Here is a 20,275-nt window from a genome sequence, read left to right as displayed (position 1 = left end):
TCAAAAATGGCTTCGAATACCCCATCTCAGGAGAGACACGCCGTGACCGCCACGCCCCTGGCCGACGACTTCGGCGCGCAAGGCGACGCGGCGACCCGCGCGCGCTGGATGGCCCTGGTCGAGAAGACGCTGAAGGGCCAGAGCTTCGACGACGCCCTGACGGTGACGACGCCCGACGGCCTGACGATCCAGCCGCTCTACACGGCGCAGGACGGCGTCGCCGTGGCCCGCGATCTGCGCCTGCGCGATCCCGACCGGCCCTGGGACCTGCGCGTCCGCGCCGCCCATCCCGATCCGGTCCGCGCGGCCGGCGACATCCTGACCGACCTGGAAAACGGCGCGGCCTCGGTGCTGCTGCAACTGGATCCGACGGGTGTGAACGGCATCGCCGTCGGCTCGGTCGACGACCTGGCCAAGGCGCTGTCGGGCGTGCTGGTGGATCTGGCCCCCGTCGCCCTGGACGCCGGCTTCATGGGTCCGAAGGCCGCCGACTGGCTGGGCGTCCTGGGCAAGGCCGCGCCCAATGCGCCGCTGGCCTTTCACCTGGATCCGCTGACCGCTTTCGCCGAGACGGGCGTCAGCCCCGGCCCGATCGAAGCCCATATCTTCAACGCCGCCAATGTCGGCGCGCGCCTCGCCGGGACCTACGCCAAGGCCAGCCTGTTCCTGGCGACTGGCCGCGCCGCCCACGAGGCCGGCGGTTCGAACACCGAGGAACTGGCGATGATGACCGCCAGCGCCCTGGCCTATGCCAAGGCCATGGTGCGCTCGGGCCTGTCGATGGACGACGCCTTCGGCCGCGTCGTGCTGGGCGTCAGCCTGGACGGCGAATATTTCACCGGCGTCGCCAAGGTCCGGGCGGCCAAGGCGATGTGGGCGCGGCTCACGGAGGCTTGTGGCGTCACCGTCGCGCCGAAGATCGAGGCCCGCTCCTCGCGTCGGATGCTGGCCAAGGCCGATGCTTGGACGAACCTGCTGCGCCTGACCTCGGCCGGGTTCGCCGGCGCGGTCGGCGGAGCCGACGTCATCGTGCTGGACGCCTTCACCGACGCCATCGGCCTGCCCACCGCCTTTGCCCGCCGCCAGGTCCGCAACACCCAGCTTGTCCTGATGGAAGAGAGCAATCTCGGCCGCGTCGCCGATCCGGCCGGCGGGGCCTGGTACCTGGACAGCCTGACCGACCAGCTGGCCCGCGCCGCCTGGGGCGGCTTCCAGGCCATCGAGGCCGCCGGCGGCATCGTCAAGGCGCTGGAGACCGGCCTGGTCGCCGACGCGGTGGCCAAGACCCGCGCCATGCAAGAAGCCGCCTATGCCGACAAGTCGCGCAAGATCCTGGGCGTCACCGTCTTCCCCAATGCCGACGACAAGACGCCGGAGGTCGAGACGCCCGACGCGGTCGCCGTCACCGGCCCCGACACCCGCCTGCCCGGCCCCGACGGCCAGTGCCCCGCCCTGATGCCCGTGCGCTTCGCCGCCGCTTTCGAGGCCGCCTGAGCCATGTCCAAGTTCCCCGACTTCACCACGATCGACTTCGCCGAGACCGCCTCGAGCGCCACGCCCCAGGGCGAGGCCTGGAACACGCCCGAAGGCGTTGCGGTCGCCCCGGCCTATGACGCGGACGACGCGGCCGGCCTCGACTTCACCAGCGGCTTCCCGGGCGTCGCGCCGTTCGTACGTGGCCCCTACCCGACCATGTACGTCACCAACCCGTGGACGGTGCGCCAGTACGCGGGCTTCTCGACGGCCGAGGACTCGAACGCCTTCTATCGCCGCAATCTCGCCGCCGGTCAGATGGGCCTGTCGGTAGCCTTCGATCTGGCCACTCACCGCGGCTATGACAGCGACCACGAGCGTGTGAAGGGCGACGTCGGCATGGCCGGCGTGGCCATCGACTCGATCCTGGACATGCGCACGCTGTTTTCCGGGATCCCGCTCGACAAGATGAGCGTGTCGATGACCATGAACGGCGCGGTGCTGCCGATCCTGGCGCTGTACATCGTCGCCGCCGAGGAACAGGGCGTTTCGCCCGACAAGCTGTCGGGGACGATCCAGAACGACATCCTCAAAGAGTTCATGGTGCGGAACACCTACATCTATCCGCCCGCGCCCTCGATGCGGATCATCTCGGACATCTTCGCCTTCACCTCGGCGAACATGCCCAAGTTCAACTCGATCTCGATCAGCGGCTATCACATGCAGGAGGCCGGCGCGTCGGCCGACCTGGAGCTGGCCTACACCCTGGCCGACGGCATCGAATACGCCCGGGCCGGCGTCGCAGCCGGCATGAGCATCGACGTCTTCGCCCCGCGCCTCTCCTTCTTCTGGGCCATCGGCATGAACTACTTCATGGAGGTGGCGAAGATGCGCGCGGCCCGCCTGCTGTGGGCCCGCCTGATGAAGCGCGAGTTCGAGCCCAAGGACGACCGCTCGCTCAGCTTGCGCACTCACAGCCAGACCAGCGGCTGGTCGCTGGCGGCGCAGGACGTGTTCAACAACGTCTCGCGCACCTGCGTCGAGGCAATGGCCGCCGTGAACGGCCAGACCCAGAGCCTGCACACCAACGCCCTGGACGAGGCCCTGGCCCTGCCGACCGACTTCTCGGCCCGCATCGCTCGCAACACCCAGCTGTTCCTGCAGATGGAGAGCGGCACGACCCGCGTCGCCGACCCCTGGGGCGGCAGCTACTACGTCGAGCGCCTGACCTACGAGTTGGCCCAGAAGGCCCTGGCGCACATCGAGGAAGTCGAGGCGGCCGGCGGCATGGCCAAGGCCATCGAGCAAGGCATCCCCAAGCTGCGCATCGAGGAAGCCGCCGCCAAGACCCAGGCCCGCATCGACGCCAATCGTCAGAGCGTGGTCGGCGTCAACCGCTACAAGCCCGAGGTCGCCGACGACATTCCGATGCTGAAGGTCGACAACGGATCCGTGCGCGCTCAGCAGCTGGAAAAGCTGGCCCGCCTGAAGGCCGAGCGCGATCCGGCCGAGACCGAACGCACGCTGAAGGCCCTGGAGGACGGCGCCCGTGGGACCGGCAACCTACTGGCCCTGGCCGTCGACGCGGCTCGCGCCAAGGCCACGGTCGGCGAGATCAGCCTGGCGATGGAGAAGGTCTTCGGCCGCCACCGCGCCGTGATCAAGGCGATCGAGGGCGTCTACGGCAAGGAAGCCGGCGCCGATCCCAAGACCGCCCGGGCCCGGGCCATGGTCGCCGCCTTCCGCGAGGCCCATGGCGGTCCGCCCTGCATCATGGTCGCCAAGATGGGCCAGGATGGTCACGACCGCGGCCAGAAGGTGATCTCCAGCGCTTTCGCCGACCTGGGCTTCCAGGTCGAGATCGGGCCGCTGTTCCAGACCCCGGCCGAGGCCGCCGACGAGGCGATCAAGGCGGGTGTCCACGTGGTCGGGGCCTCGTCCCTGGCCGCAGGCCACCTGACGCTGGTGCCGGAGCTGAAGGCCGAGCTGGCCGCCCGCGATCGTTCCGACATCGTGGTTGTGGTCGGCGGCGTGATCCCGCCCCAGGACTTCCAGGCCCTGCTGGACGCCGGCGCCGCCAGCATCTTCCCGCCCGGCACGGTCATCGCCGAAGCGGCCATCGAGGTGCTGGAAAAGCTGAACGTTCAGCTGGGCTACAGCCAGGGCACGGCCGCATAGCGATCTGCTATCTCCGTGTTATCCTGAGCGCATGAACGCCATCGTCCGAGTGTTGGAGACGTCGCAACAGCACCGCTTCACGCTGGAAGACGTCCTGCGGATGCAGGAGGCTGGGATCCTCGACGAAAGCGCGCGTGTCGAGCTGATCGATGGGATGCTGGTCAAGATGGCCCCCGAAGGCACACCGCATACTCGCGTGAAAATGCAGTTGGCCATGCGTTTCATGGCCATGATGGGCGCCAGCGTTCGGGTCATCATAGACTCTACGCTGCCCTTGGCGCCGACCTATGCGCCTGACCCAGATCTCTATCTTTACGATGCGTCTATTCGGCTGGAGGAGGTCACAGGCGGTAATGTGGGCCTCGTCATTGAGGTTGCACAATCGACCCTAAAGTATGATCTGACTCTGAAAGCCGAGTTCTACGCCCAGCACGGCGTCAGGGAGTATTGGGTCATCGACATCAACGCCGATACGGTCGTTACCCACCGCACCCTTGCCGGCGGGACCTATCGCGACGTTGTCTATCACTCGGCGCGCGACACGATATCCGCCCAGCACCTGCCGCGGATTACCCTGTGCCTAGCGGACTTACCGTCCCTCTAGCTAGCCGCCCTTCCTGCGGAACAACCCGCGGCGCTTCTTGCTTCGCTCCAGCGCCACATCATCGGGCAGGCCGTGCTTGGCCTCGATGTCTTTCTGCAGCGCCTTGGCGGCCATCAGGTGGCCGGGGAACAGGGTATCGATCAGCCAGCCCAGGCCCGGCACCGTGGCCGGAACGTTGTCGGCCACCAGATAGGCGGTCATCCGCGCCATCGTCCCGGCCGAGGCTCCGGCCTGAAACGCCTGAACCAGCAGCAGCCCACCCGCCCCGACGCCGTAGATGAGGCCTGCGCCGGGCACCCAGGCCAGCACGCCGTCCAGACCCAGGCCGATGGGACCGATGCCGATCAGGCGGTCAGACAGGCGCTTGATCGACTCCGCCGAACGCCAGGCGCGGTGGGCCTTGGCGCGGCGGTCCAGCGACCGTTCGGAAGGGGAGAATGAAATCTCGTCGGTCATGCTTGCCTGAACGCCCCTCCCCTCCACTCGTTGCTTGGCCGTTAGCCGAGGAAGACGACCCGGCGCTTTTCCTTGCCCGCCTGGATCCGGGCCAGCAGGTCCCGGTACTCCTGGGTCGCTTGCACGTCCTTGCGCGAGCCCTCGAAATAGATGGTGTCGTCCATGTGGTTGGTCAGCATGTCGGCCGACCATTTGTGGCCGGTGAACAGCACGTCGATCGCCTTGCCGGCCACGGGGACCATGCCCGCCACCGTGTCGATCAGGATGATGGCCACGATCTGGATGACGATCATCGGCGCGGCCCGCGCCCGCAGCGCATCCAGCACGATCAGCCCGCCTGCGCCCAGGCTGTACAGTTCACCCGCGCCGGGGATCCAGGTCAGCAGGCCGTCCAGGCCCACGCCGAACGGACCCACGCCGACGACGTTGTCCGAGAGCTTCTTCACCCGCTCGACGTTGTTGCGGATGTTGTGCAGCTCGATGTGCGATTTGGCGAAGATCACCAGGCGGCTCCGGACGGTAAACCCAAGCTAGGGTGAACGAGGGGCAATCTGCCTGAAGCCCGGCCGCGCCGGAAGTGGCGACGCTTCAGATTCCCCCATTGGGCGAACGCCGTGATCGAAAGTCGCGCCTTTCGGGGGAGCCCCTCGCGAACGGCTGCGTTTGCGCTTAAGTTAACCCTGTTGCCAGCCAGGATTCCCGGATGCTGATCACGACGACCCCGTTCATCGAAGGCCGCCCGGTTCGTGAGTACAAAGGCGCGATCTACGCCCAGTCGATCCTGGGCGCGAACGTCGTACTGGACCTGCTGGCCTCGATCCGCGACTTCATCGGCGGCCACTCCAAGTCCTACGAGCGCGTCCTGGCGAGGGCCCGCGAAGACGCCATGAAGAACCTGACCAAGGAAGCCGAGGCCCTGGGCGCCAACGCCATCCTGGGCGTCGACCTCGACTACAACACCGTCGGCCCCAACGGCTCGATGATGATGGTGTCGGTGTCCGGGACCGCCGTGGTTCTGTCCTAGGCCGTCACTTCAGCCGCCAGGCGCTTGGCCTGGTCGATCCAGGCTTCGCGGTCGGCGCGGCCCTTCAGGTTCAACAGTTGGTCGAACGAGGCCAGTTCGTCCGGCGTCCAGGCGGCGATCTGCTGGAACTGGGTGACGCCCAGCTCGCCCAGCGAGGCGGCCAGCTTGGGACCGACGCCGACCAGGCGGGTCAGGTCGTCGAGGCTATCCTTGGCGGTTTCGAGCGCGACCGGGGCGACCTCCTCGACCGTCTTCTCGGCCTGCTCCACCGCTTCCGCAGTGACCGGCTCGATGACGGCGACGGGCTCGACCACCGCCTGGGCAGCCTGCTCGGTCGCAGCCGTCACGGTCTCGACCAGGGGCTCGGCGACCGTCTCGGCGATCTCCTGGGCGGCGTCCAGCACCGTCTCGGTGGTTTCGGCGGCCAGGGTCACGGCCTCGACGACAGGCTCGGCCGGGGTTTCCAGCACCGCGAGGGTCTGGGCCGGCACGGTCGCCGGCTCGGGCGCCAGGGCCAGCATGGCCTCGAGATTGACGCTCTCGCGCCAGCGCGAAGCCCACCACCAGTAGGTCGCGCCGGCGGCGGCCGCGCCGCCGAACATCAGCCACAGCGGCGAGGCCGCGCCGATCGCCAGATGCGGGGCGGTCGGGGTCTCGGCCTTTTCAGGCGTGTAGTCGGGCAGGAAGGAGAAGATCGAAACCATGGCGGGACTCCCGGGTCGGCAAGACTTAGGACGACAGCGATCTATTGCAGCGCAGCGTAACACGGAAAACGCGTTCGCACCTGCAAAAATGCTTCCCTTAGGTCAGACGTTCCAGACCCGCGACCGGCCGCCCTTTTCGCCCAGGCGCGAGGCGATCCAGTCGCCCGCTTCGATGGCCGCAGCCTCAACCGGAGACGGCGCATTGATCATCACCATCGCGCAGCCGTTCATCTTCATCGGATCGATCAGCGGCCGCAGACGCAGCTCGGCGATCAGCAGCTTTTTCGTCACCGTCTCCATCGATCGCAGGAAGGAGTCGAAGGTCTCCAGGTCCTTGATCGGCAGCCAGATCGCCATGGCCGCGTCGGGCGCGCGGGTCAGGACGGCGCGCGTTGTAGCCGCGATCTGCCGGTAGTCGTCCGGCCGCTCGAACGGCGGATCGATGACCACAAAGGTTCGGCCGCCCTTGCCGGCCCGCTCGCCCGCGGTCGCATAGCCGTCCGCCTCCAACGCCTGGGCGTTGGCGTAGGGCGCCAGGGTCTGGCGGAGGATCTGGACGTCGTCAGGCCGCAGCTCGCAGCCGGCATAGCGGTCGGTCTTGCGCAGCGCCCGCGCCATCAGCAGCGGCGAGCCGGGATAGAGGTCGCCGGGCTTGCCGCCGTTCATGTCGGCCACGGCCTTCAGCAGCGGCGCGAACACTGCCGGCGCGTCGGTCGCCGCCTTCAGCCGGAAGATCCCCGCCTGGGCCTCGCCCGAGCGACGGGCCATCTCGCCGGACAGGTCATAGCCGCCCGCCCCCGCGTGGGTGTCGATCACCGAGAGGGCGTCGCTGTCCTTCTGCAGGGCCGACAGCTTGGCCAGCACGATCGCGTGCTTGTGCAGGTCGGCGAAGTTGCCGGCGTGGAAGGCGTGGCGGTAGTTCATGCGTCGCTCTCTACCCACGCGCCGTGCGCAAGGCCAGCTTCGCGCAGTTCGCGGACCATGGTGTCCTTCAGCGCCTGGGGCCCAATGATCTCGACATCGCCGCCCCATGTGAACAGGTGCCAAGCCAGCTCGCGCATGCCGCCAGCCCGGAAGGTGACAGTCACCGAGCCGTCGGCCTCCTGCACAACCTTCTGCGTCGCGTGGAAGCGCCAGCGGAGAGCGTCCTCGGCGCGCGTGGCCTTGATGCGCAGGACCACGTCCTGGATCTCGTCGTGATAGATGCCAAAGCTCTCGTCGGCGAAGGCCTGCAGCGAGAAGTCGGCCGGCGGCGCGGCGGGGCGGTCCAGCACCTTCAGGTCGCTCATGCGGTCCAGGCGCCAGGAACGCGGCTGACCGCCCTGCCCCTCGGCCGCCACCAGATAATTGCTGCGCCCGAAGAGGACGCCCAGCGGCGTCACCTCGCGCGTGCGGCCCGGCGTGCTGCCGCCCCCGTAGGTGAACGACAGGGCCTGCAAACCCTTGATCGCCGTGCGGATGGCGGCCAGGACCTGCTCGTCCTCGAACGGACGCGGACCGGCGTGGATGGCAATGGTCTCGGCCTGGACGAGGGCCTCGACATCGGGCGCCACCTTGCGGCGGGCCGCACCGCGCAGGGCCGACAGCAGCTTGCCTTCCAAGGCGTAGAGCGAGGCGGCGCGGGCGTCCGCGCCGGAGGCCTTGTAACCGTCGGCGGCGGTGCGCAGGGCCGCCAGCTCCTCGGCGGTCGGGGTCTGGAACACGCCGTCCAGGCCCGAGGGGATGCGGAAGCGCTTGGTCGGCGGATCGTCGATCGCCTCCATCTGCGGGAAGGCCGTCCAGACGGCGTCACGCATCCGCTCGGCGGTGCGGCGGCCGACATCCAGGTTGCGCGCCATCTCGTCCAGGGTCAGCCCCTCGGCCGAGCCGGCCAGCATCCGGGCCAGATCCAGAAGACGGGTCGCTTTCTCGTGTCTCATAAGCGAAATCCTATACGACCGCTTTTGTCGCATACGCCATACATTCTTCAGGTATCGACACTGGAGAATCCGATGTCCCGCTTCGCCTGCCCCGCCTGGACCGTCGCCCCCGTCAATCAGGCCCTGATTTCGGCCGTGATGGACTTCGCCGACATCCACCGCGACATGGGCGGCGGCCGCACCCTGCGCCGGATCAGCCACGAACGCGCGGCCAAGGCCGACATGTTCCTGCTGCTGGGCCGCGATGTCGAGCGCGTCACCGACATTGGCCTGGTGTGGAACGACCGCGAGGACCAGATCGTGCGCATCACCGACGACGCCGAACTGCGCGAGTCGCGACGGGCCGCCTGGGAAGAGGCTTTCGACCTTTTCGAGACGGAAGAGACCCCTAACAAGACCGGCGAAATGGCCGAACCGATGCGCCTCGTCGCCTGATCGGACGTCCGGTCCGCGCACGAAACGCCCCCGCGATGCGCCGATCCGAACGTCGTTCTGCCTAAAATCCGCAATCCGTCGCCGCGCAAAATGGCGCCCACAGGGCGCCGGCGCGGTTGTGGCGTTTTCCTGACAGCCCCCCATTGCCGAACGCGCCGACTTCAACCCCCATGAATAGATCGGACAGTAACCGATCTATTTTTAGTGCCCGCGTCAAAAAATCATAATCCTGGGGAGAATAACGTCATGGAAGAGGGATTCATCACGCGTCAATAAATATAATGAGGGGGCTATCAATGACTCAGCGTTCTAAACTCGCGCTTCTCGCGGGCATTTCGGCGCTATCCGTTACTATGGGATACTCATCTCTTGCACTCGCAGCTGGTGCAGGGACTGGCGCTACGCCGCCGGAACAAAGCAGTGAGATCGATACCGTTATCGTGACCGGCACGCGCCAGACCGGCCTGCGTGTCATCGACAGCCCCGCCCCCGTGCAAGTGGTCGACACCAGCACGCTGGAGCGCACCGGCACGGTCGACCTTCGCCTGGGCCTGGCCAATCTGGTCCCGTCGTTCAACGCTCAGGCGTTCGGCGGCGACACCGCCAACCTGACCCTGTCGGCCCGCCTGCGCGGCCTCTCGCCCAACCAGGCCCTGGTCCTCGTCAACGGCAAGCGTCGCCACACCACCGGTAACCTGGCCGTCCTGTCGGGCGTGTATCAGGGCGCCGCCGCGGCCGACCTCGCCTTCATCCCGATGGCCGGCATCGGCCGCATCGAGGTGCTGACCGACGGCGCTGCGGCTCAGTACGGCACCGACGCCATCGCCGGCGTCGTCAACATCATCCTGAAGAAGAACCCCGGCGGCGGCTCGATCTCGGCCACGGGCGGCGAGTATATCGACGGCGGCGGCAAGACGGCCGGCGCGTCGGTCAACGTCGGCATGGCCCCGACCGAGAACAGCTATCTGAACGTCACGGTCGAAGCCAAGTATCATGGCTTCTCGAACCGCGGCCTGCCCGACCAGCGCGTGTTCAACCCGGCCAGCCCCGGCTACACGGCCGCCCACAACGCCGTCGAGAGCCAGATCCCCGGCTATCCGTTCCTGAACCTGATCTCCGGCGACGCCGAGTATCGGATGCAGAACCTGGCCTTCAATGGCGGCGTCGAGGTCGGCGGCGGCTTTGAGGTCTATTCGTTCGGCACCTACGGTCACAAGGACGCCTCGGCCTACGAGAACTACCGCCGCTACAACCGCGTGCAGGGCAAGATGGGCGCGGTGGATCGGCCGTTCCCGATGGGCTTTAGCCCGCGCGAACGCATCATCGAGGACGACTACGCTCTGACCCTGGGCGCCTCGGGCGAGCTGGCCGGCTGGAACGTCGACCTGTCCTCGACCTACGGCAAGGACGACATCGAGGTGCGCGTCGAGGACTCGATCAACGCCAGCCTCTATGTCGACACCTCGACCGCCACGACCAAGGGCTTCTCGCCCACCTCGTTCCACGCCGGTAGCTGGCGCACCACCCAGTGGACCAACAACCTGGACGTCCGCCGCGGCTTCGACGTCGGCATGGCCACGCCGATGGACGTCGCCCTGGGCTTCGAACAGCGCCGTGACACCTACCGCATCGGCGCGGGCGACGCGGCCTCGACCTACAAGGAAGGCTCGCAGTCGTATCCGGGCTTCCAGAAGACCGACGCCGGCGGCCACGCCCGCACCAGCTGGGCCGTCTATGGCGACGTGGCCATCAGCCCGGTCGAGGCCTGGAAGATCGACGCCGCCGTCCGCTATGAGAAGTTCAGCGACTTCGGCGACACCACCGTCGCCAAGCTGACCAGCCGCTATGACTTCAACGAGATGATCGCCGTGCGCGGCACCGTCTCGACCGGCTTCCGCGCCCCGACCCTGGCGGAGTCGTTCTACTCGGCCACCAACGTGTCGCCGACCAGCGCCTTCGTGCAACTGGCCCCGAACTCGCCGGCCGCCCGCCTGCTGGGCATCGACGCGCTGAAGCCCGAAAAGTCGAAGAACTACAGCTTCGGCATCGTGGCCCACCCGATCCCGAAAATGACGGCCACGATCGACGCCTATCAGATCAATCTGAAGGACCGGATCTTCGGCTCCAGCTCGGTTTACGGCATTCGCAACGGCGTCGTGGTCAACAGCAACGTCAACGCCGCAATCGCCGCCAACGGCAACGTGCTGGACAACACCGTGGCCAGCACCGGGGTCAACATCTTCTCCAACGGTCTGGACACCCGCACCCGCGGCCTGGACTTCGTGGTCGCCTACCCGGTCGACCTGGACGGCCTGGGTCGCATCGACTTGACGCTGTCGGGCAACTTCAACAAGACCAAGATCACCAAGGTCAAGGCCGCCCCGGCCGCCCTGGCGACGCCCAGCACCGCCTTCCCGAGCGGTCAGGTCCTGTTCGCCGGCAACGCCGCCTCGCTGCTGGAAAAGGCCGCGCCGAAGTACAAGATCGGCCTCAACGGCCTCTACACCTTCGGCAAGGTCACGCTCAGCCTGACCGAGACCTTCTATGGCAAGGCCGAGGCCCTGTCGGATCCGGGCACGGGTCCGCTGCAGACCACGGTCGCCAGCGCCGCCGCCATCACCGACGTGGAGTTGTCCTACAAGTTCCCGATGGGCGTGGTTGCCGCGATCGGGGCCAACAACGCCTTCAACAAGTATCCGGACAAGTTCTCAACCGCCTTCCAGACCGCCTGTATCGCGTCCGGCGGCGGCTGCGTGACCCAGTATCCGGGCTTCTCGCCTTACGGCATCAACGGCGGCTACTACTACGGCCGCCTGACCTTCGCCTTCTAAGGCGGATCGAACCACGGAAACGCGAAGGGGCGGACCGCAAGGCCCGCCCCTTTTGCTTGTCTACAGCCCCTTGCCCATCCGTAGCAGCGGCACGCGGTAGCCGGTCGAGGTCACCGCTTCGAACGGTTCGATCACCGCGTAGCCGCAGGCGCGGTACAGCGGCTCGCCGCCCATCGTGGCGGCCATCTCGACGCGGGTGAAGCCTTCGGCGCGGGCGGCGGCTTCGCAGGCGTCCAGGATCAGCCGGCCGACGCCTTTCCGCGCGTGGTTAGGGTCGGTGTACATCGCCCGCACCCGGGCCGCGTCCACCGCAGGGTCCAGCAGCGCGGCGTCGCGGCCGGCCGAATGGTCGCCGCCGAACAAGGTAGCGCGCCGGCTCCAGCCGCCGCAGCCGGCGATCGCCTCGCCGTCCTCCACGACGAAATAGGTGCCGTCGGCGATCAACTGGGTGTCCAGCCCCATGATCTCGAACGAGGCCGCCACGCCCTCGGGCGGCAGGAAGGCCTGCAGCAGCTCGCCGATCGCCCGGTCCATCAGCGCCGACAGCGCCGGCATATCCTCGGCGCGCGCCAGGCGCAGGCGCAGATCGGGAGGGGTCGAGGTCATGGGCGACTCCATCGCGGACGGCTCGCGTCCAGGAAACAGGGATTCGGATCTCGACGGACGATCCCGCCCACCGATCGCACAATGACCGTTTCCGGCGCCCAATGGCGAGGCGTCTGGCAGGTCGGCGCCGGTCTGGCCGGGAAACGGATTGCGCCCGCGCGGTCCGACTTTCGAGATGCCTTCAACAAGACGGCGGGGATAGTCATGAGTGAGTTTAACGCGTCTGCTGGGGGCGTGCTGACGCGCCGGCGCTTCTTCGAGAGCCTGGCCGCGGTGGGCGGCATGTCATTGGTGCTGTCGGGCATGGAAGCCCTGGGCTACGGCATGGCTTCGGCCAGCGAGTTGCCGCCGACGCTGACCGGCGGGGCCAAGAACACCAAGGTCATCGTACTGGGCGCAGGCCTGGCGGGCATGACCGCCGCCTATGAGCTCAGCAAGGCCGGTTATCAGGTGCAGATCCTGGAAGCCCGCGACTTCGCCGGCGGCCGCTGCCAGACCGCGCGCAAGGGCTTCAAGCACACCGACCTCCTGGGCAACACCCAGGTCTGCGAGTTCGACGACGGCCACTACATCAACCACGGCGCCTGGCGGATCCCGTATCACCACCGCTCGACCCTGCATTACACCAAGCAGTTCGGGGTGCCGCTGGAGAGTTTCGTCAACGACAACGACGCATCTTACGTCTATTTCGAGAAGGGCGCGGGGCCGCTGGCCGGCAAGCCGGTGCGCAAGGGCGAGATCGCCGCCGACGTCCGCGGCTACACCGCCGAGCTGGTCGCCAAGGCCGCCAGCCAGGGCCAGCTGGACGCTCCGCTGTCGGGCGTCGACCGCGAGAAGTTCATCGCCTACCTGGTCAATGAAGGCCGCCTGACCAAGGACCTGGCCTACAAGGGCACCGAAGGCCGCGGCTTCTCGATCCATCCCGGCGCCGGCGTCAATCCGGGCCCCGGCAAGGAGCTGCCGCCGCTCGCCTTCAAGGACGTGCTGGACAGCAGCGCCTGGCGGGTCCTGAGCTCGGTGACCGGCTACGAGCAGCAGCGCACCATGCTGCAGCCGATCGGCGGCATGGACCAGATCGCCAAGGCCTTCGAAAAGCAGGTCGGGCCAATGATCCGCTACTCGACAGTGGTCGAGAAGATCCGGCAGTCGGCCACCGGCGTGACGGTCTCGTTCAAGGGCGCCGACGGCAAGACCGGCGAGGTCACCGCCGACTACTGCGTCTGCACCATCCCGCTCAGCGTGCTCAAGCAGATCGACCTGGACGCCTCGGCGCCGTTCAAGGCGGCGATGGAGGGCGTGGCCTACGCCCCGGTCAACAAGATCGGCCTGCAGATGAAGACCCGCTTCTGGGAAGACAAGCACCACATCTACGGCGGCCACATCTACAACGACATTCCCGGCATCGGCTCGATCAGCCTGCCCTCCTATGGGTGGCAAGGGCAGAAGGGCGTGCTCTTGGGCTATTACAATTTCGGCGGCGAGGCGGCGCGGATCAGCGCCAAGAAGCCGGCTGATCGTGCGGCCTTCGCCGTGGCCGGCGGCCAGAAGATCTTCCCGGAATATGCCGAGAACTTCGACAACGCCTTCTCGTTCAGCTGGCACCTGGCCGAGCACAATCTGGGCGGCTGGGCCGAGTGGGGCGAAGACGGCCGCAAGAACGCCTACCCCGTCCTCTGTGAGCCCGATGGCCGCCTCTATCTGGCCGGCGAACACCTCAGCTACCTTGGCGGCTGGCAAGCCGGGGCCATCGAGTCGGCTTGGCAGCAGATCGCAAAGATCCACGCGCGCGTGCAGCAAGCTTAAGGCAGGACCCAAGATGACCCTCGCTTCCCGTCTCGCCGCCCTGGCTCTGATCGCCGGTTTCGCCTCGCCTGCCCTCGCCGCGCCGCCGACGCCGCAATCGCAGTACGCCGACAACTGCTCGGCCTGCCACCAGACCACCGGCAAGGGCGTCAAAGGCGCCTTTCCGGCCCTGGCCGGCTCGCCGTTGGTGACGGGCAATGCCCGCGTGGTGACCACCACCGTGCTGAACGGCCGCGCCGGCATGCCCGCCTTCAAGGACGACCTCAGCGACGCCGAGCTCGCGGCGATCCTGACTTATGTCCGCTCGTCATGGGGCAACAAGGCCGGCGCCGTCCGCCCCAGCGACGTGGCCACCGCCCGCGCCGCGGCCAAAGCCGGCGCCCAGGCCCGCGGCCTGCAAGCCCACTAGTTTCAGTTCAAACCGGGAGAAGACCATGAAACGCCTCATCGCCCTGGCCGTCGGCCTCTGCGCCATCGCCGGCGCGGCCAATGCTCAGGAGATCGTCCGCGGCGGCGATCCCAAGTCGATCATCGCCAGCGTCGTCACCGTGCCGGCCAGCTTCGACACCATCTATGTCTCGGGGATGACCCCGCCGGTCATCGACGAAAAGGCCACGGGCGTGGCCAAGTTCGGCGACACCAAGACCCAGACCCTGGGCGTGCTGGGCCGCATCGAAGCCGCGCTGAAGACGCAAGGCGCCACCATGGCCGACGTCGTGATGATGCGCGTGCTGCTGGTCGGCGACCCGGCCAAGGGCGGCAAGATGGACTTCGCCGGCATGATGGAAGGCTACAAGACCTATTTCGGCACCGCCGAACAGCCCAACAAGCCGGCCCGCATCACCAGCCAGATCACGGCCCTGGTCGCCGACGGCATGCTGGTCGAGATCGAAGTGCAAGCCGCAAAGAAGAAGTAGACTTCGGCGCAACGCCAACGAAAGCGGCCGCCTTCCTCTGGAAGGCGGCCGTTCTCTTGTCCGGTTACGCGGTGACGATCCGCCCCTCGCGGACTTCGACCGGCCAGGGCGACAGCTTGGCGCCCACGCAGGGACCGCCGACGCAGGCGCCCTCCTCCAACGTGAACACCGCCCCGTGCCAGGAGCACATGATCAGGTCGCCGTCCGGGGTCAGGTAGCGGTCCAGTTCCTGGGCCAGCGGCAGGCCGGCATGGGGGCAGCGGTCGACATAGCCGAACACTGCCTCGCCTTTTCGCACCACAAAGCCGTGGAAACGCGCCTCGCCGATCTGCAGCACGTAGTTACGTGCCTTGCCGTCGGCGATCAGGTCCAGCGGGCCGAGATTGATCCCCGCCCGCGTCGACCAGATTCTCGCGACAGCAGCCGCCTCTTGCGTCAAACCCGCTCGACCGTCTGCTCGATGGCGCCGAAGATCGAGTGGCCCTTGGCGTCCTTCATCTCGATGCGGATGGTGTCGTCTCCGGCCAGGAACGGCGTCTTGGCCGCGCCATGCAGAATGGTCTCAACCGTGCGCAGTTCAGCCAGGCACGAATAGCCCAGGCCGCCTTCCGAGATCGGCTTGCCGGGACCGCCGTCGGCGTCGCGGTTGCTGACCGTGCCCGAGCCGACGATGGTGCCTGCGCAAAGATTGCGGGTCTTGGCGGCGTGGGCCACCAGGGTCCCGAAGTCGAAGGTCATGTCGACGCCGGCGTCGGCCTTGCCGAAGTCCTTGCCGTCCAGCTCGATCAGCAGTGCGCCGTGCAGCTTGCCGTCCTTCCAGGCGTCGCCCAGGGCGTCGGGCGACACCGCCACCGGTGAGAAGGCGCTGGCCGGCTTGGATTGCACGAAGCCGAAGCCCTTGCCCAGCTCAGCCGGGATCAGGTTGCGCAGCGAGACGTCGTTGCACAGCATGACCAGGCGGATGGCCTCCAGGGCCTCTTCGCGGCTGGCGCCCATGGGCACGTCGCCGATGATCACGGCAATCTCGCCTTCCAGGTCGCAGCCCCAGGCCGCGTCGCCCAGCGGGATCGGATCGCGCGGGGCCAGGAAGCCGTCCGACGCGCCCTGGTACATCAGGGGATCGGTCCAAAAGGTCTCGGGCATCTCGGCGCCGCGGGCCTTGCGCACCAGCTGCACGTGGTTGACGTAGGCCGAGCCGTCCACCCACTGGTAGGCGCGCGGCAGCGGGCTCTCGGCGTCATGCTCGTGGAAGCGCTCCTTGGGCACCGAACCGTGCTCGAGGCTCTCGGCCAGGCCGCGCAGCAGCGGCTCGCAACGGGTCCAGTCATCCAGCGCGGCCTGCAGGGTCGGGGCGACCGTGCCGGCGTCGGTGAACCAGGCCAGGTCGTTGGAGACCACCACCAGCCGGCCGTCACGACCGGATTTGAGAGACGCGAGCTTCATCAGCGCTTCCTTGTTCTTGTGGTTGCTTAAGGCAGACGCGCCTTGGGGAAGCCCGTCCAGCAGGCGTCATAGTCACTCTGAAGCGCCGAACTCTCCAGTGCGAACTTCGTGGGGCGGATCACCCAACGGCTTTCGAACATGAAGGCCATGGTCCCGTCGATCTTGTGGGGACCGAGCTCGGCCTCGGTGGCCTTCTTGTGGCTGGCCACGTCGGGGCCGTGATCGCTCATGCAGTTGTGCAAGGACGACCCGCCCGGCGAGAAGCCGCCCTCCTTGGCGTCATAAGCGCCGTGGACCAGACCCATGAACTCGCTCATCACGTTGCGATGGAACCAAGGCGGGCGGAACGTGTGCTCGGCCACCATCCAGCGCGGCGGGAAGATCACGAAGTCGCAATTGGCCGTCCCGGGCGTGTCGCTGGGCGAGGTCAGGACCGTGAAGATCGACGGATCGGGGTGGTCGAAACTGACGGTGTTGATGGTGTTGAAGCGCGCCAGGTCATAGCGGTACGGCGCGAGATTGCCGTGCCAGGCCACCACGTCCAGCGGGCTGTGGTCCCACTCGGCGGCCCACAGCGCGCCCTGGAACTTCTGGATGACCAGGGTGGGAGCGTCGATATCCTCGAACGCCGCGACAGGGGTTTCGAAATCGCGGGGGTTGGCCAGGCCGTTCGAGCCGATCGGCCCCAGCTCCGGCAGGCGGAACGCCGCGCCGTAGTTCTCGCAGACATAGCCGCGCGACAGCCCGTCGACCTCGACGCGGAAGCGCACGCCGCGCGGGATCACCGCGATGTGGCCGGGGCCGGCGGTCAGAACGCCGAACTCGGTGACCAGGGTCAGCACGCCCTGTTGCGGGACCAGCAGCAGCTCACCGTCGGCGTTGTAGAACACCCGGTTCTTCATCGACGTGTTGGCCAGATAGACGTGCACGCCGATGCCGTTCAGCGTCGCCGCGTCGGCGTTGCCGGCCAGGGTCGTCAGCCCGTCGACGAAGTCGGTCGGGGCGGCCGGGATCTCCAGCGGGCTCCAGCGCAGACGGTTGGGCGTCACCGGTCCGCCGAACGTCGAGACCAGGTTGGCTTGCGCATAGGGCTGGTACGGGCCGTGCCCGGCGCTGGGCCGCAGGCGATAGAGCCAGCTGCGCAGGTTCTCGTGGCGCGGCGCGGTGAACGCCGCGCCCGACAGCTGCTCGGCATACAGGCCAAACGGCACGCGCTGCGGCGAGTTCTGGCCGATCGGCAGGGCCCCGGGCACGGCCTCGGTGGCGAAGTGGTTGCGGAAGCCGGTCTGGTACTTGAGCGCGTCGGTGCTGGTCACGTGTGTCCTCCCCCACCTCCGACTTTCCCGGCGAAAGCCGGGACCCAGATTCATCCTGGGCGGTTCGTGGGTTTCACCTGGGCCCCGGCTTTCGCCGGGGAGACGGGAGAGAGGTAATCATCCCCTCTTTGCTATCGAAAGGCCTCAAGCCTCGACCGTGATCACGCCACGGCGGATCTGGTCCAGTTCGATGCTCTCGAACAGGGCCTGGAAGTTGCCGTTGCCGAAGCCCTGATTGCCCTTGCGCTGGATAATCTCGAAGAAGATCGGCCCAAACAGGTTCTCGGTGAAGATCTGCAGCAGCAGGCCTTCCTCGCCGACATTGCCGTCCAGCAGGATGCGGTTCTTCTTCAGGCGCTCCAGGTCCTCGCCGTGGCCGGGGACGCGCTTGTCGACCAGCTCGTAGTAGGTCTCGATGGTGTCCTGCAGCTTCACGCCGCGGGCGCGCAGCTTCTCGACCGTCTCGTAGATGTCGTCCGTGGTCAGGGCCAGGTGCTGGATGCCCTCGCCGTTGTACTGGCGGATGAACTCCTCGATCTGGCTCTTGTCGTCCTGGCTCTCGTTCAGCGGGATACGGATGGCCTTGTCGGGCGCGATCATCGCCTGGCTGAACAGGCCTGTGGCCTGGCCCTTGATGTCGAAGTACTTCTGCTCCTCGAAGCCGAAGACGTCGCGATAGAAGGTCGACCAGGTGCGCATCTGGCCGCGGCGCACGTTGTGGGTCAGGTGGTCCAGCAGGTCCAGGCCGACATTGTTGGCCGCTTCGGCCTCGGCCGCGCCGGGCACGGCGGTCCAGGTCGAGAACACCGCCTCGGGGCCTTCGACCAGATACAGCATCGAGCCGCCGATGCCTTCCAGCACCCGCGCGCCCTCACCCAGCACGGTGGCCGAGGCGTCGGCGGCGACGGCGCCGCGCTTCAGGGCCTCGGCATAGGCCTGCTCGACGTTGGCGACGCCGAACGCCATGCCGTTGGCCGACGGGCCGTGGGCGGCGCGGAACTCGGCGACCTGGCCGGCGGCCTCGTCATTGACCAGCAGGTTGATGCGGCCCTGCTTGTAGCGGGTCACGGCCTTGGTCGGATGGGTGGAGGCGGCCACGAAGCCCATCTGCTCGAACAGCGCCTTCATGGCGGCCGGCTCGGGGCTGGTGAACTCGACGAAGGCGAAACCGTCGAGGCCGAGGGGGTTGTCTTGCGTCACGGTCATGCGGGCTCTCCCTGCAGGCAGGCTTCATAGGCCCGCGCAAATTTGTCGATGTTGGTAACGGTCAGGCCGGCCAGATTGATGCGTCCGGAACCGGCCATGTAGATCGCGTGGTCCTCGCGCAGGCGGGCCACCTGGGCCGGAACCAGCGGCAGCAGCGCGAACAGGCCGTGCTGCGAGGCCAGCGGCGCCAGGCCGGGCACGGCCTTGGCCAGGCGCGCGCGCAGGTCGTTCACCCGGGTGCGCATGGCGTCCAGCTCGGCCTTCCACTGGGCGGTCAGGGCCTCGGACTCCAGGATCACGCGGACGATGGCTGCGCCGTGATCGGGCGGCATCGACCAGTTTGTGCGGGCCAGGGCGCGGATGTTGCTGGCGGCCAGGTCCAGGATGTCGGCGTCGCGCGACAGGGCGTACAGCGCGCCCACCCGCTCGCGGTACAGGCCGAAGTTCTTGTCGCAGGAATAGGCCAGCAGCGCGTCGTCGGCGGCCGCCAAAACGAGGCGCATGCCGGCCGCGTCGGGCTCCAGGCCCAGGCCCAGTCCCTGATAGGCCAGGTCGATCAACGGAGTGAGACCCTTGCGGGCTGTGATCTCGGCGATCGCCGCCCACTGCGCCAGGTCGTAGTCGGCGCCTGACGGGTTGTGGCAGCAGCCGTGCAGCAGAACGATGTCCCCTGCCCGCGCCGTCTCCAGCGCGCTCATCAGCGCGTCAAAGTCCAGGCGCATCGCGCGCTGGTCGTAGTGGCGGAAGGTGACCGTCTCCAGGCCCAGCTGGTCCAGGATCTGGGTGTGGTTGGGCCAGGTCGGCGCGCCCACGAACACACGGGCTTCCGGCTTGGCGGCCTTGAGCAGTTCGCAACCCAGGCGCAGCGCGCCGGTGCCGCCCGGCGTCTGCACGCCGAAGACCTCGTGGCTGACCTGATTGCCGAAGATGATCGGCTTCAGCAGGTCCAGATAGCCGATGTCGCCTTCCGGACCCAGATAGGCCTTGGACGGCTGGACATTGACCAGCACCTGCTCGGCGGCCTTGACCGCCCGCATCACCGGCGTCGCGCCGAGGTCGTCGCGGAACACGCCGACGCCCAGGTCGATCTTGTCGGCGCGCGGATCGCGGCGATAGGCGCCGATCAGCGACAGCAGCGCATCCGGGGCCTGCGGCGACAGGCCGGCGAAAACGGAGGAAGAAGTCATGACGGCATTCCGTTGGGTCGACGGAAGCAGCCTATCGCGGCCCGAGAGGCAGAACGTGGCGATGATGACCGCCTAAGCCGCCACTTCGGTCACATTCCATCTCTCAGGAAAACAACATCGCCACAACGTGCCAATCCGCGCCGGCGCAGCACGAGTCGATTGCGATTGACGAT

20 protein-coding genes are annotated in these 20,275 nt (G+C 67.5%); 9 read left to right on the top strand and 11 right to left on the bottom strand.

Going from position 1 to position 20,275, the window contains the following annotated elements; all coding sequences use genetic code 11:
- Nucleotides 1–108 precede the first annotated feature (108 nt).
- From ABDW31_RS07140 to ABDW31_RS07130, 3 genes are read left to right on the top strand one after another with little or no spacing between them, the layout of a single operon-like run.
- Complete coding sequence (locus tag ABDW31_RS07140; RefSeq protein ID WP_343698476.1) at nt 109–1,494, top strand: methylmalonyl-CoA mutase subunit beta; 1,386 nt, start codon at nt 109–111, stop codon at nt 1,492–1,494.
- A gap of 3 nt (nt 1,495–1,497) precedes the next feature.
- Nucleotides 1,498–3,651, top strand: a complete 2,154-nt coding sequence (gene scpA / locus ABDW31_RS07135; RefSeq protein ID WP_184717767.1) for a methylmalonyl-CoA mutase — start codon at nt 1,498–1,500, stop codon at nt 3,649–3,651.
- Nucleotides 3,652–3,682: 31 nt separating this feature from the next.
- Nucleotides 3,683–4,255, top strand: coding sequence for a Uma2 family endonuclease (locus ABDW31_RS07130; protein WP_184717765.1), 573 nt, complete (start codon nt 3,683–3,685; stop codon nt 4,253–4,255).
- On the opposite strand, the gene ABDW31_RS07125 is transcribed toward ABDW31_RS07130, so the two are convergent.
- Both ABDW31_RS07125 and ABDW31_RS07120 read right to left on the bottom strand, forming a co-directional pair.
- Nucleotides 4,256–4,711, bottom strand: a complete 456-nt coding sequence (locus ABDW31_RS07125) for a DUF4112 domain-containing protein (RefSeq protein ID WP_184717763.1) — start codon at nt 4,709–4,711, stop codon at nt 4,256–4,258.
- A gap of 41 nt (nt 4,712–4,752) precedes the next feature.
- A complete protein-coding gene (locus ABDW31_RS07120; RefSeq protein WP_184723731.1) occupies nt 4,753–5,217 on the bottom strand; it encodes a DUF4112 domain-containing protein in 465 nt (154 codons plus the stop codon).
- Nucleotides 5,218–5,414: 197 nt separating this feature from the next.
- On the opposite strand from ABDW31_RS07120, the gene ABDW31_RS07115 reads away from it, so the two are divergent.
- On the top strand, nt 5,415–5,735 hold the full coding sequence (locus tag ABDW31_RS07115; RefSeq protein WP_184717761.1) for a YbjQ family protein: 321 nt from the start codon (nt 5,415–5,417) through the stop codon (nt 5,733–5,735).
- Here the strand turns inward: ABDW31_RS07115 and phaH are convergent.
- The 3 genes from phaH to ABDW31_RS07100 form a co-directional block, all read right to left on the bottom strand.
- Complete coding sequence (gene phaH, locus ABDW31_RS07110) at nt 5,732–6,439, bottom strand: phasin PhaH (protein WP_184717759.1); 708 nt, start codon at nt 6,437–6,439, stop codon at nt 5,732–5,734. The genes ABDW31_RS07115 and phaH overlap by 4 nt on opposite strands.
- A gap of 102 nt (nt 6,440–6,541) precedes the next feature.
- A complete protein-coding gene (gene rlmJ, locus ABDW31_RS07105; RefSeq protein WP_184717757.1) occupies nt 6,542–7,363 on the bottom strand; it encodes a 23S rRNA (adenine(2030)-N(6))-methyltransferase RlmJ in 822 nt (273 codons plus the stop codon).
- Nucleotides 7,360–8,358 carry a YafY family protein gene (locus ABDW31_RS07100; RefSeq protein WP_184717755.1) on the bottom strand — a complete coding sequence of 333 codons (999 nt, stop codon included), beginning with the start codon at nt 8,356–8,358 and terminating at the stop codon, nt 7,360–7,362. Before ABDW31_RS07100 ends, rlmJ begins: the two co-directional genes overlap by 4 nt.
- Before the next feature lie 72 nt (nt 8,359–8,430).
- On the opposite strand from ABDW31_RS07100, the gene ABDW31_RS07095 reads away from it, so the two are divergent.
- Together ABDW31_RS07095 and ABDW31_RS07090 are read left to right on the top strand one after the other, a co-directional pair.
- On the top strand, nt 8,431–8,793 hold the full coding sequence (locus ABDW31_RS07095; protein WP_184717753.1) for a hypothetical protein: 363 nt from the start codon (nt 8,431–8,433) through the stop codon (nt 8,791–8,793).
- Nucleotides 8,794–9,233: 440 nt separating this feature from the next.
- Nucleotides 9,234–11,624: a TonB-dependent receptor gene (locus ABDW31_RS07090; protein WP_343698452.1), complete on the top strand. Its 2,391-nt coding sequence runs from the start codon at nt 9,234–9,236 to the stop codon at nt 11,622–11,624.
- A 60-nt stretch (nt 11,625–11,684) separates the two neighbouring features.
- On the opposite strand, the gene ABDW31_RS07085 is transcribed toward ABDW31_RS07090, so the two are convergent.
- Nucleotides 11,685–12,230, bottom strand: a complete 546-nt coding sequence (locus ABDW31_RS07085; protein ID WP_184717749.1) for a GNAT family N-acetyltransferase — start codon at nt 12,228–12,230, stop codon at nt 11,685–11,687.
- 204 nt (nt 12,231–12,434) lie between these two features.
- Between ABDW31_RS07085 and ABDW31_RS07080 the strand changes: the two genes are divergently transcribed.
- Genes ABDW31_RS07080 through ABDW31_RS07070 form a run of 3 tightly spaced genes read left to right on the top strand, consistent with a single transcriptional unit; the run spans nt 12,435 to nt 14,950 of the window.
- The gene (locus tag ABDW31_RS07080) at nt 12,435–14,033 is read left to right on the top strand and encodes a flavin monoamine oxidase family protein (protein WP_184717747.1); all 1,599 of its coding nucleotides are present in this window, start codon (nt 12,435–12,437) and stop codon (nt 14,031–14,033) included.
- A 13-nt stretch (nt 14,034–14,046) separates the two neighbouring features.
- Nucleotides 14,047–14,442 carry a cytochrome c gene (locus ABDW31_RS07075; protein ID WP_184717745.1) on the top strand — a complete coding sequence of 132 codons (396 nt, stop codon included), beginning with the start codon at nt 14,047–14,049 and terminating at the stop codon, nt 14,440–14,442.
- Between the two features lie 25 nt (nt 14,443–14,467).
- On the top strand, nt 14,468–14,950 hold the full coding sequence (locus ABDW31_RS07070; protein WP_184717743.1) for a RidA family protein: 483 nt from the start codon (nt 14,468–14,470) through the stop codon (nt 14,948–14,950).
- A 64-nt stretch (nt 14,951–15,014) separates the two neighbouring features.
- Here the strand turns inward: ABDW31_RS07070 and ABDW31_RS07065 are convergent, their stop codons facing one another.
- The 5 genes from ABDW31_RS07065 to ABDW31_RS07045 all read right to left on the bottom strand — a co-directional run bounded on the left by ABDW31_RS07065 (nt 15,015) and on the right by ABDW31_RS07045 (nt 20,102).
- Nucleotides 15,015–15,389: a Rieske (2Fe-2S) protein gene (locus tag ABDW31_RS07065; protein WP_184717741.1), complete on the bottom strand. Its 375-nt coding sequence runs from the start codon at nt 15,387–15,389 to the stop codon at nt 15,015–15,017.
- Nucleotides 15,386–16,393 (bottom strand): fumarylacetoacetate hydrolase family protein, encoded by a 1,008-nt coding sequence (locus ABDW31_RS07060; RefSeq protein ID WP_184717739.1) that lies wholly within the window; start codon nt 16,391–16,393, stop codon nt 15,386–15,388. The genes ABDW31_RS07065 and ABDW31_RS07060 overlap by 4 nt, the downstream gene beginning before the upstream one ends.
- A 26-nt stretch (nt 16,394–16,419) precedes the next feature.
- Nucleotides 16,420–17,709, bottom strand: a complete 1,290-nt coding sequence (gene hmgA, locus ABDW31_RS07055) for a homogentisate 1,2-dioxygenase (protein ID WP_184717737.1) — start codon at nt 17,707–17,709, stop codon at nt 16,420–16,422.
- Nucleotides 17,710–17,853: 144 nt separating this feature from the next.
- Nucleotides 17,854–18,915: a 4-hydroxyphenylpyruvate dioxygenase gene (hppD, locus tag ABDW31_RS07050; protein ID WP_184717735.1), complete on the bottom strand. Its 1,062-nt coding sequence runs from the start codon at nt 18,913–18,915 to the stop codon at nt 17,854–17,856.
- Nucleotides 18,912–20,102, bottom strand: coding sequence for an amino acid aminotransferase (locus tag ABDW31_RS07045; protein WP_184717733.1), 1,191 nt, complete (start codon nt 20,100–20,102; stop codon nt 18,912–18,914). The genes hppD and ABDW31_RS07045 overlap by 4 nt, the downstream gene beginning before the upstream one ends.
- Nucleotides 20,103–20,275: the final 173 nt, after the last annotated feature.

The organism is Caulobacter sp., from assembly GCF_039596335.1.
Lineage (GTDB): Bacteria > Pseudomonadota > Alphaproteobacteria > Caulobacterales > Caulobacteraceae > Caulobacter.
Note: the sequence above shows the minus strand (reverse complement) of the source record. Positions and strands in the feature narration are given on the sequence as shown.

What these genes read in the sequence shown, in the direction of transcription:
- ABDW31_RS07140 (WP_343698476.1), top strand. Translation starts at nt 109, where the DNA reads ATGGCCCTGGTCGAGAAGACGCTGAAGGGCCAGAGCTTCGACGACGCC.
- scpA (WP_184717767.1), top strand. Translation starts at nt 1,498, where the DNA reads ATGTCCAAGTTCCCCGACTTCACCACGATCGACTTCGCCGAGACCGCC.
- ABDW31_RS07130 (WP_184717765.1), top strand. Translation starts at nt 3,683, where the DNA reads ATGAACGCCATCGTCCGAGTGTTGGAGACGTCGCAACAGCACCGCTTC.
- ABDW31_RS07125 (WP_184717763.1), bottom strand. Translation starts at nt 4,711, where the DNA reads ATGACCGACGAGATTTCATTCTCCCCTTCCGAACGGTCGCTGGACCGC.
- ABDW31_RS07115 (WP_184717761.1), top strand. Translation starts at nt 5,415, where the DNA reads ATGCTGATCACGACGACCCCGTTCATCGAAGGCCGCCCGGTTCGTGAG.
- phaH (WP_184717759.1), bottom strand. Translation starts at nt 6,439, where the DNA reads ATGGTTTCGATCTTCTCCTTCCTGCCCGACTACACGCCTGAAAAGGCC.
- rlmJ (WP_184717757.1), bottom strand. Translation starts at nt 7,363, where the DNA reads ATGAACTACCGCCACGCCTTCCACGCCGGCAACTTCGCCGACCTGCAC.
- ABDW31_RS07100 (WP_184717755.1), bottom strand. Translation starts at nt 8,358, where the DNA reads ATGAGACACGAGAAAGCGACCCGTCTTCTGGATCTGGCCCGGATGCTG.
- ABDW31_RS07095 (WP_184717753.1), top strand. Translation starts at nt 8,431, where the DNA reads ATGTCCCGCTTCGCCTGCCCCGCCTGGACCGTCGCCCCCGTCAATCAG.
- ABDW31_RS07085 (WP_184717749.1), bottom strand. Translation starts at nt 12,230, where the DNA reads ATGACCTCGACCCCTCCCGATCTGCGCCTGCGCCTGGCGCGCGCCGAG.
- ABDW31_RS07080 (WP_184717747.1), top strand. Translation starts at nt 12,435, where the DNA reads ATGAGTGAGTTTAACGCGTCTGCTGGGGGCGTGCTGACGCGCCGGCGC.
- ABDW31_RS07075 (WP_184717745.1), top strand. Translation starts at nt 14,047, where the DNA reads ATGACCCTCGCTTCCCGTCTCGCCGCCCTGGCTCTGATCGCCGGTTTC.
- ABDW31_RS07070 (WP_184717743.1), top strand. Translation starts at nt 14,468, where the DNA reads ATGAAACGCCTCATCGCCCTGGCCGTCGGCCTCTGCGCCATCGCCGGC.
- ABDW31_RS07060 (WP_184717739.1), bottom strand. Translation starts at nt 16,393, where the DNA reads ATGAAGCTCGCGTCTCTCAAATCCGGTCGTGACGGCCGGCTGGTGGTG.
- hppD (WP_184717735.1), bottom strand. Translation starts at nt 18,915, where the DNA reads ATGACCGTGACGCAAGACAACCCCCTCGGCCTCGACGGTTTCGCCTTC.
- ABDW31_RS07045 (WP_184717733.1), bottom strand. Translation starts at nt 20,102, where the DNA reads ATGACTTCTTCCTCCGTTTTCGCCGGCCTGTCGCCGCAGGCCCCGGAT.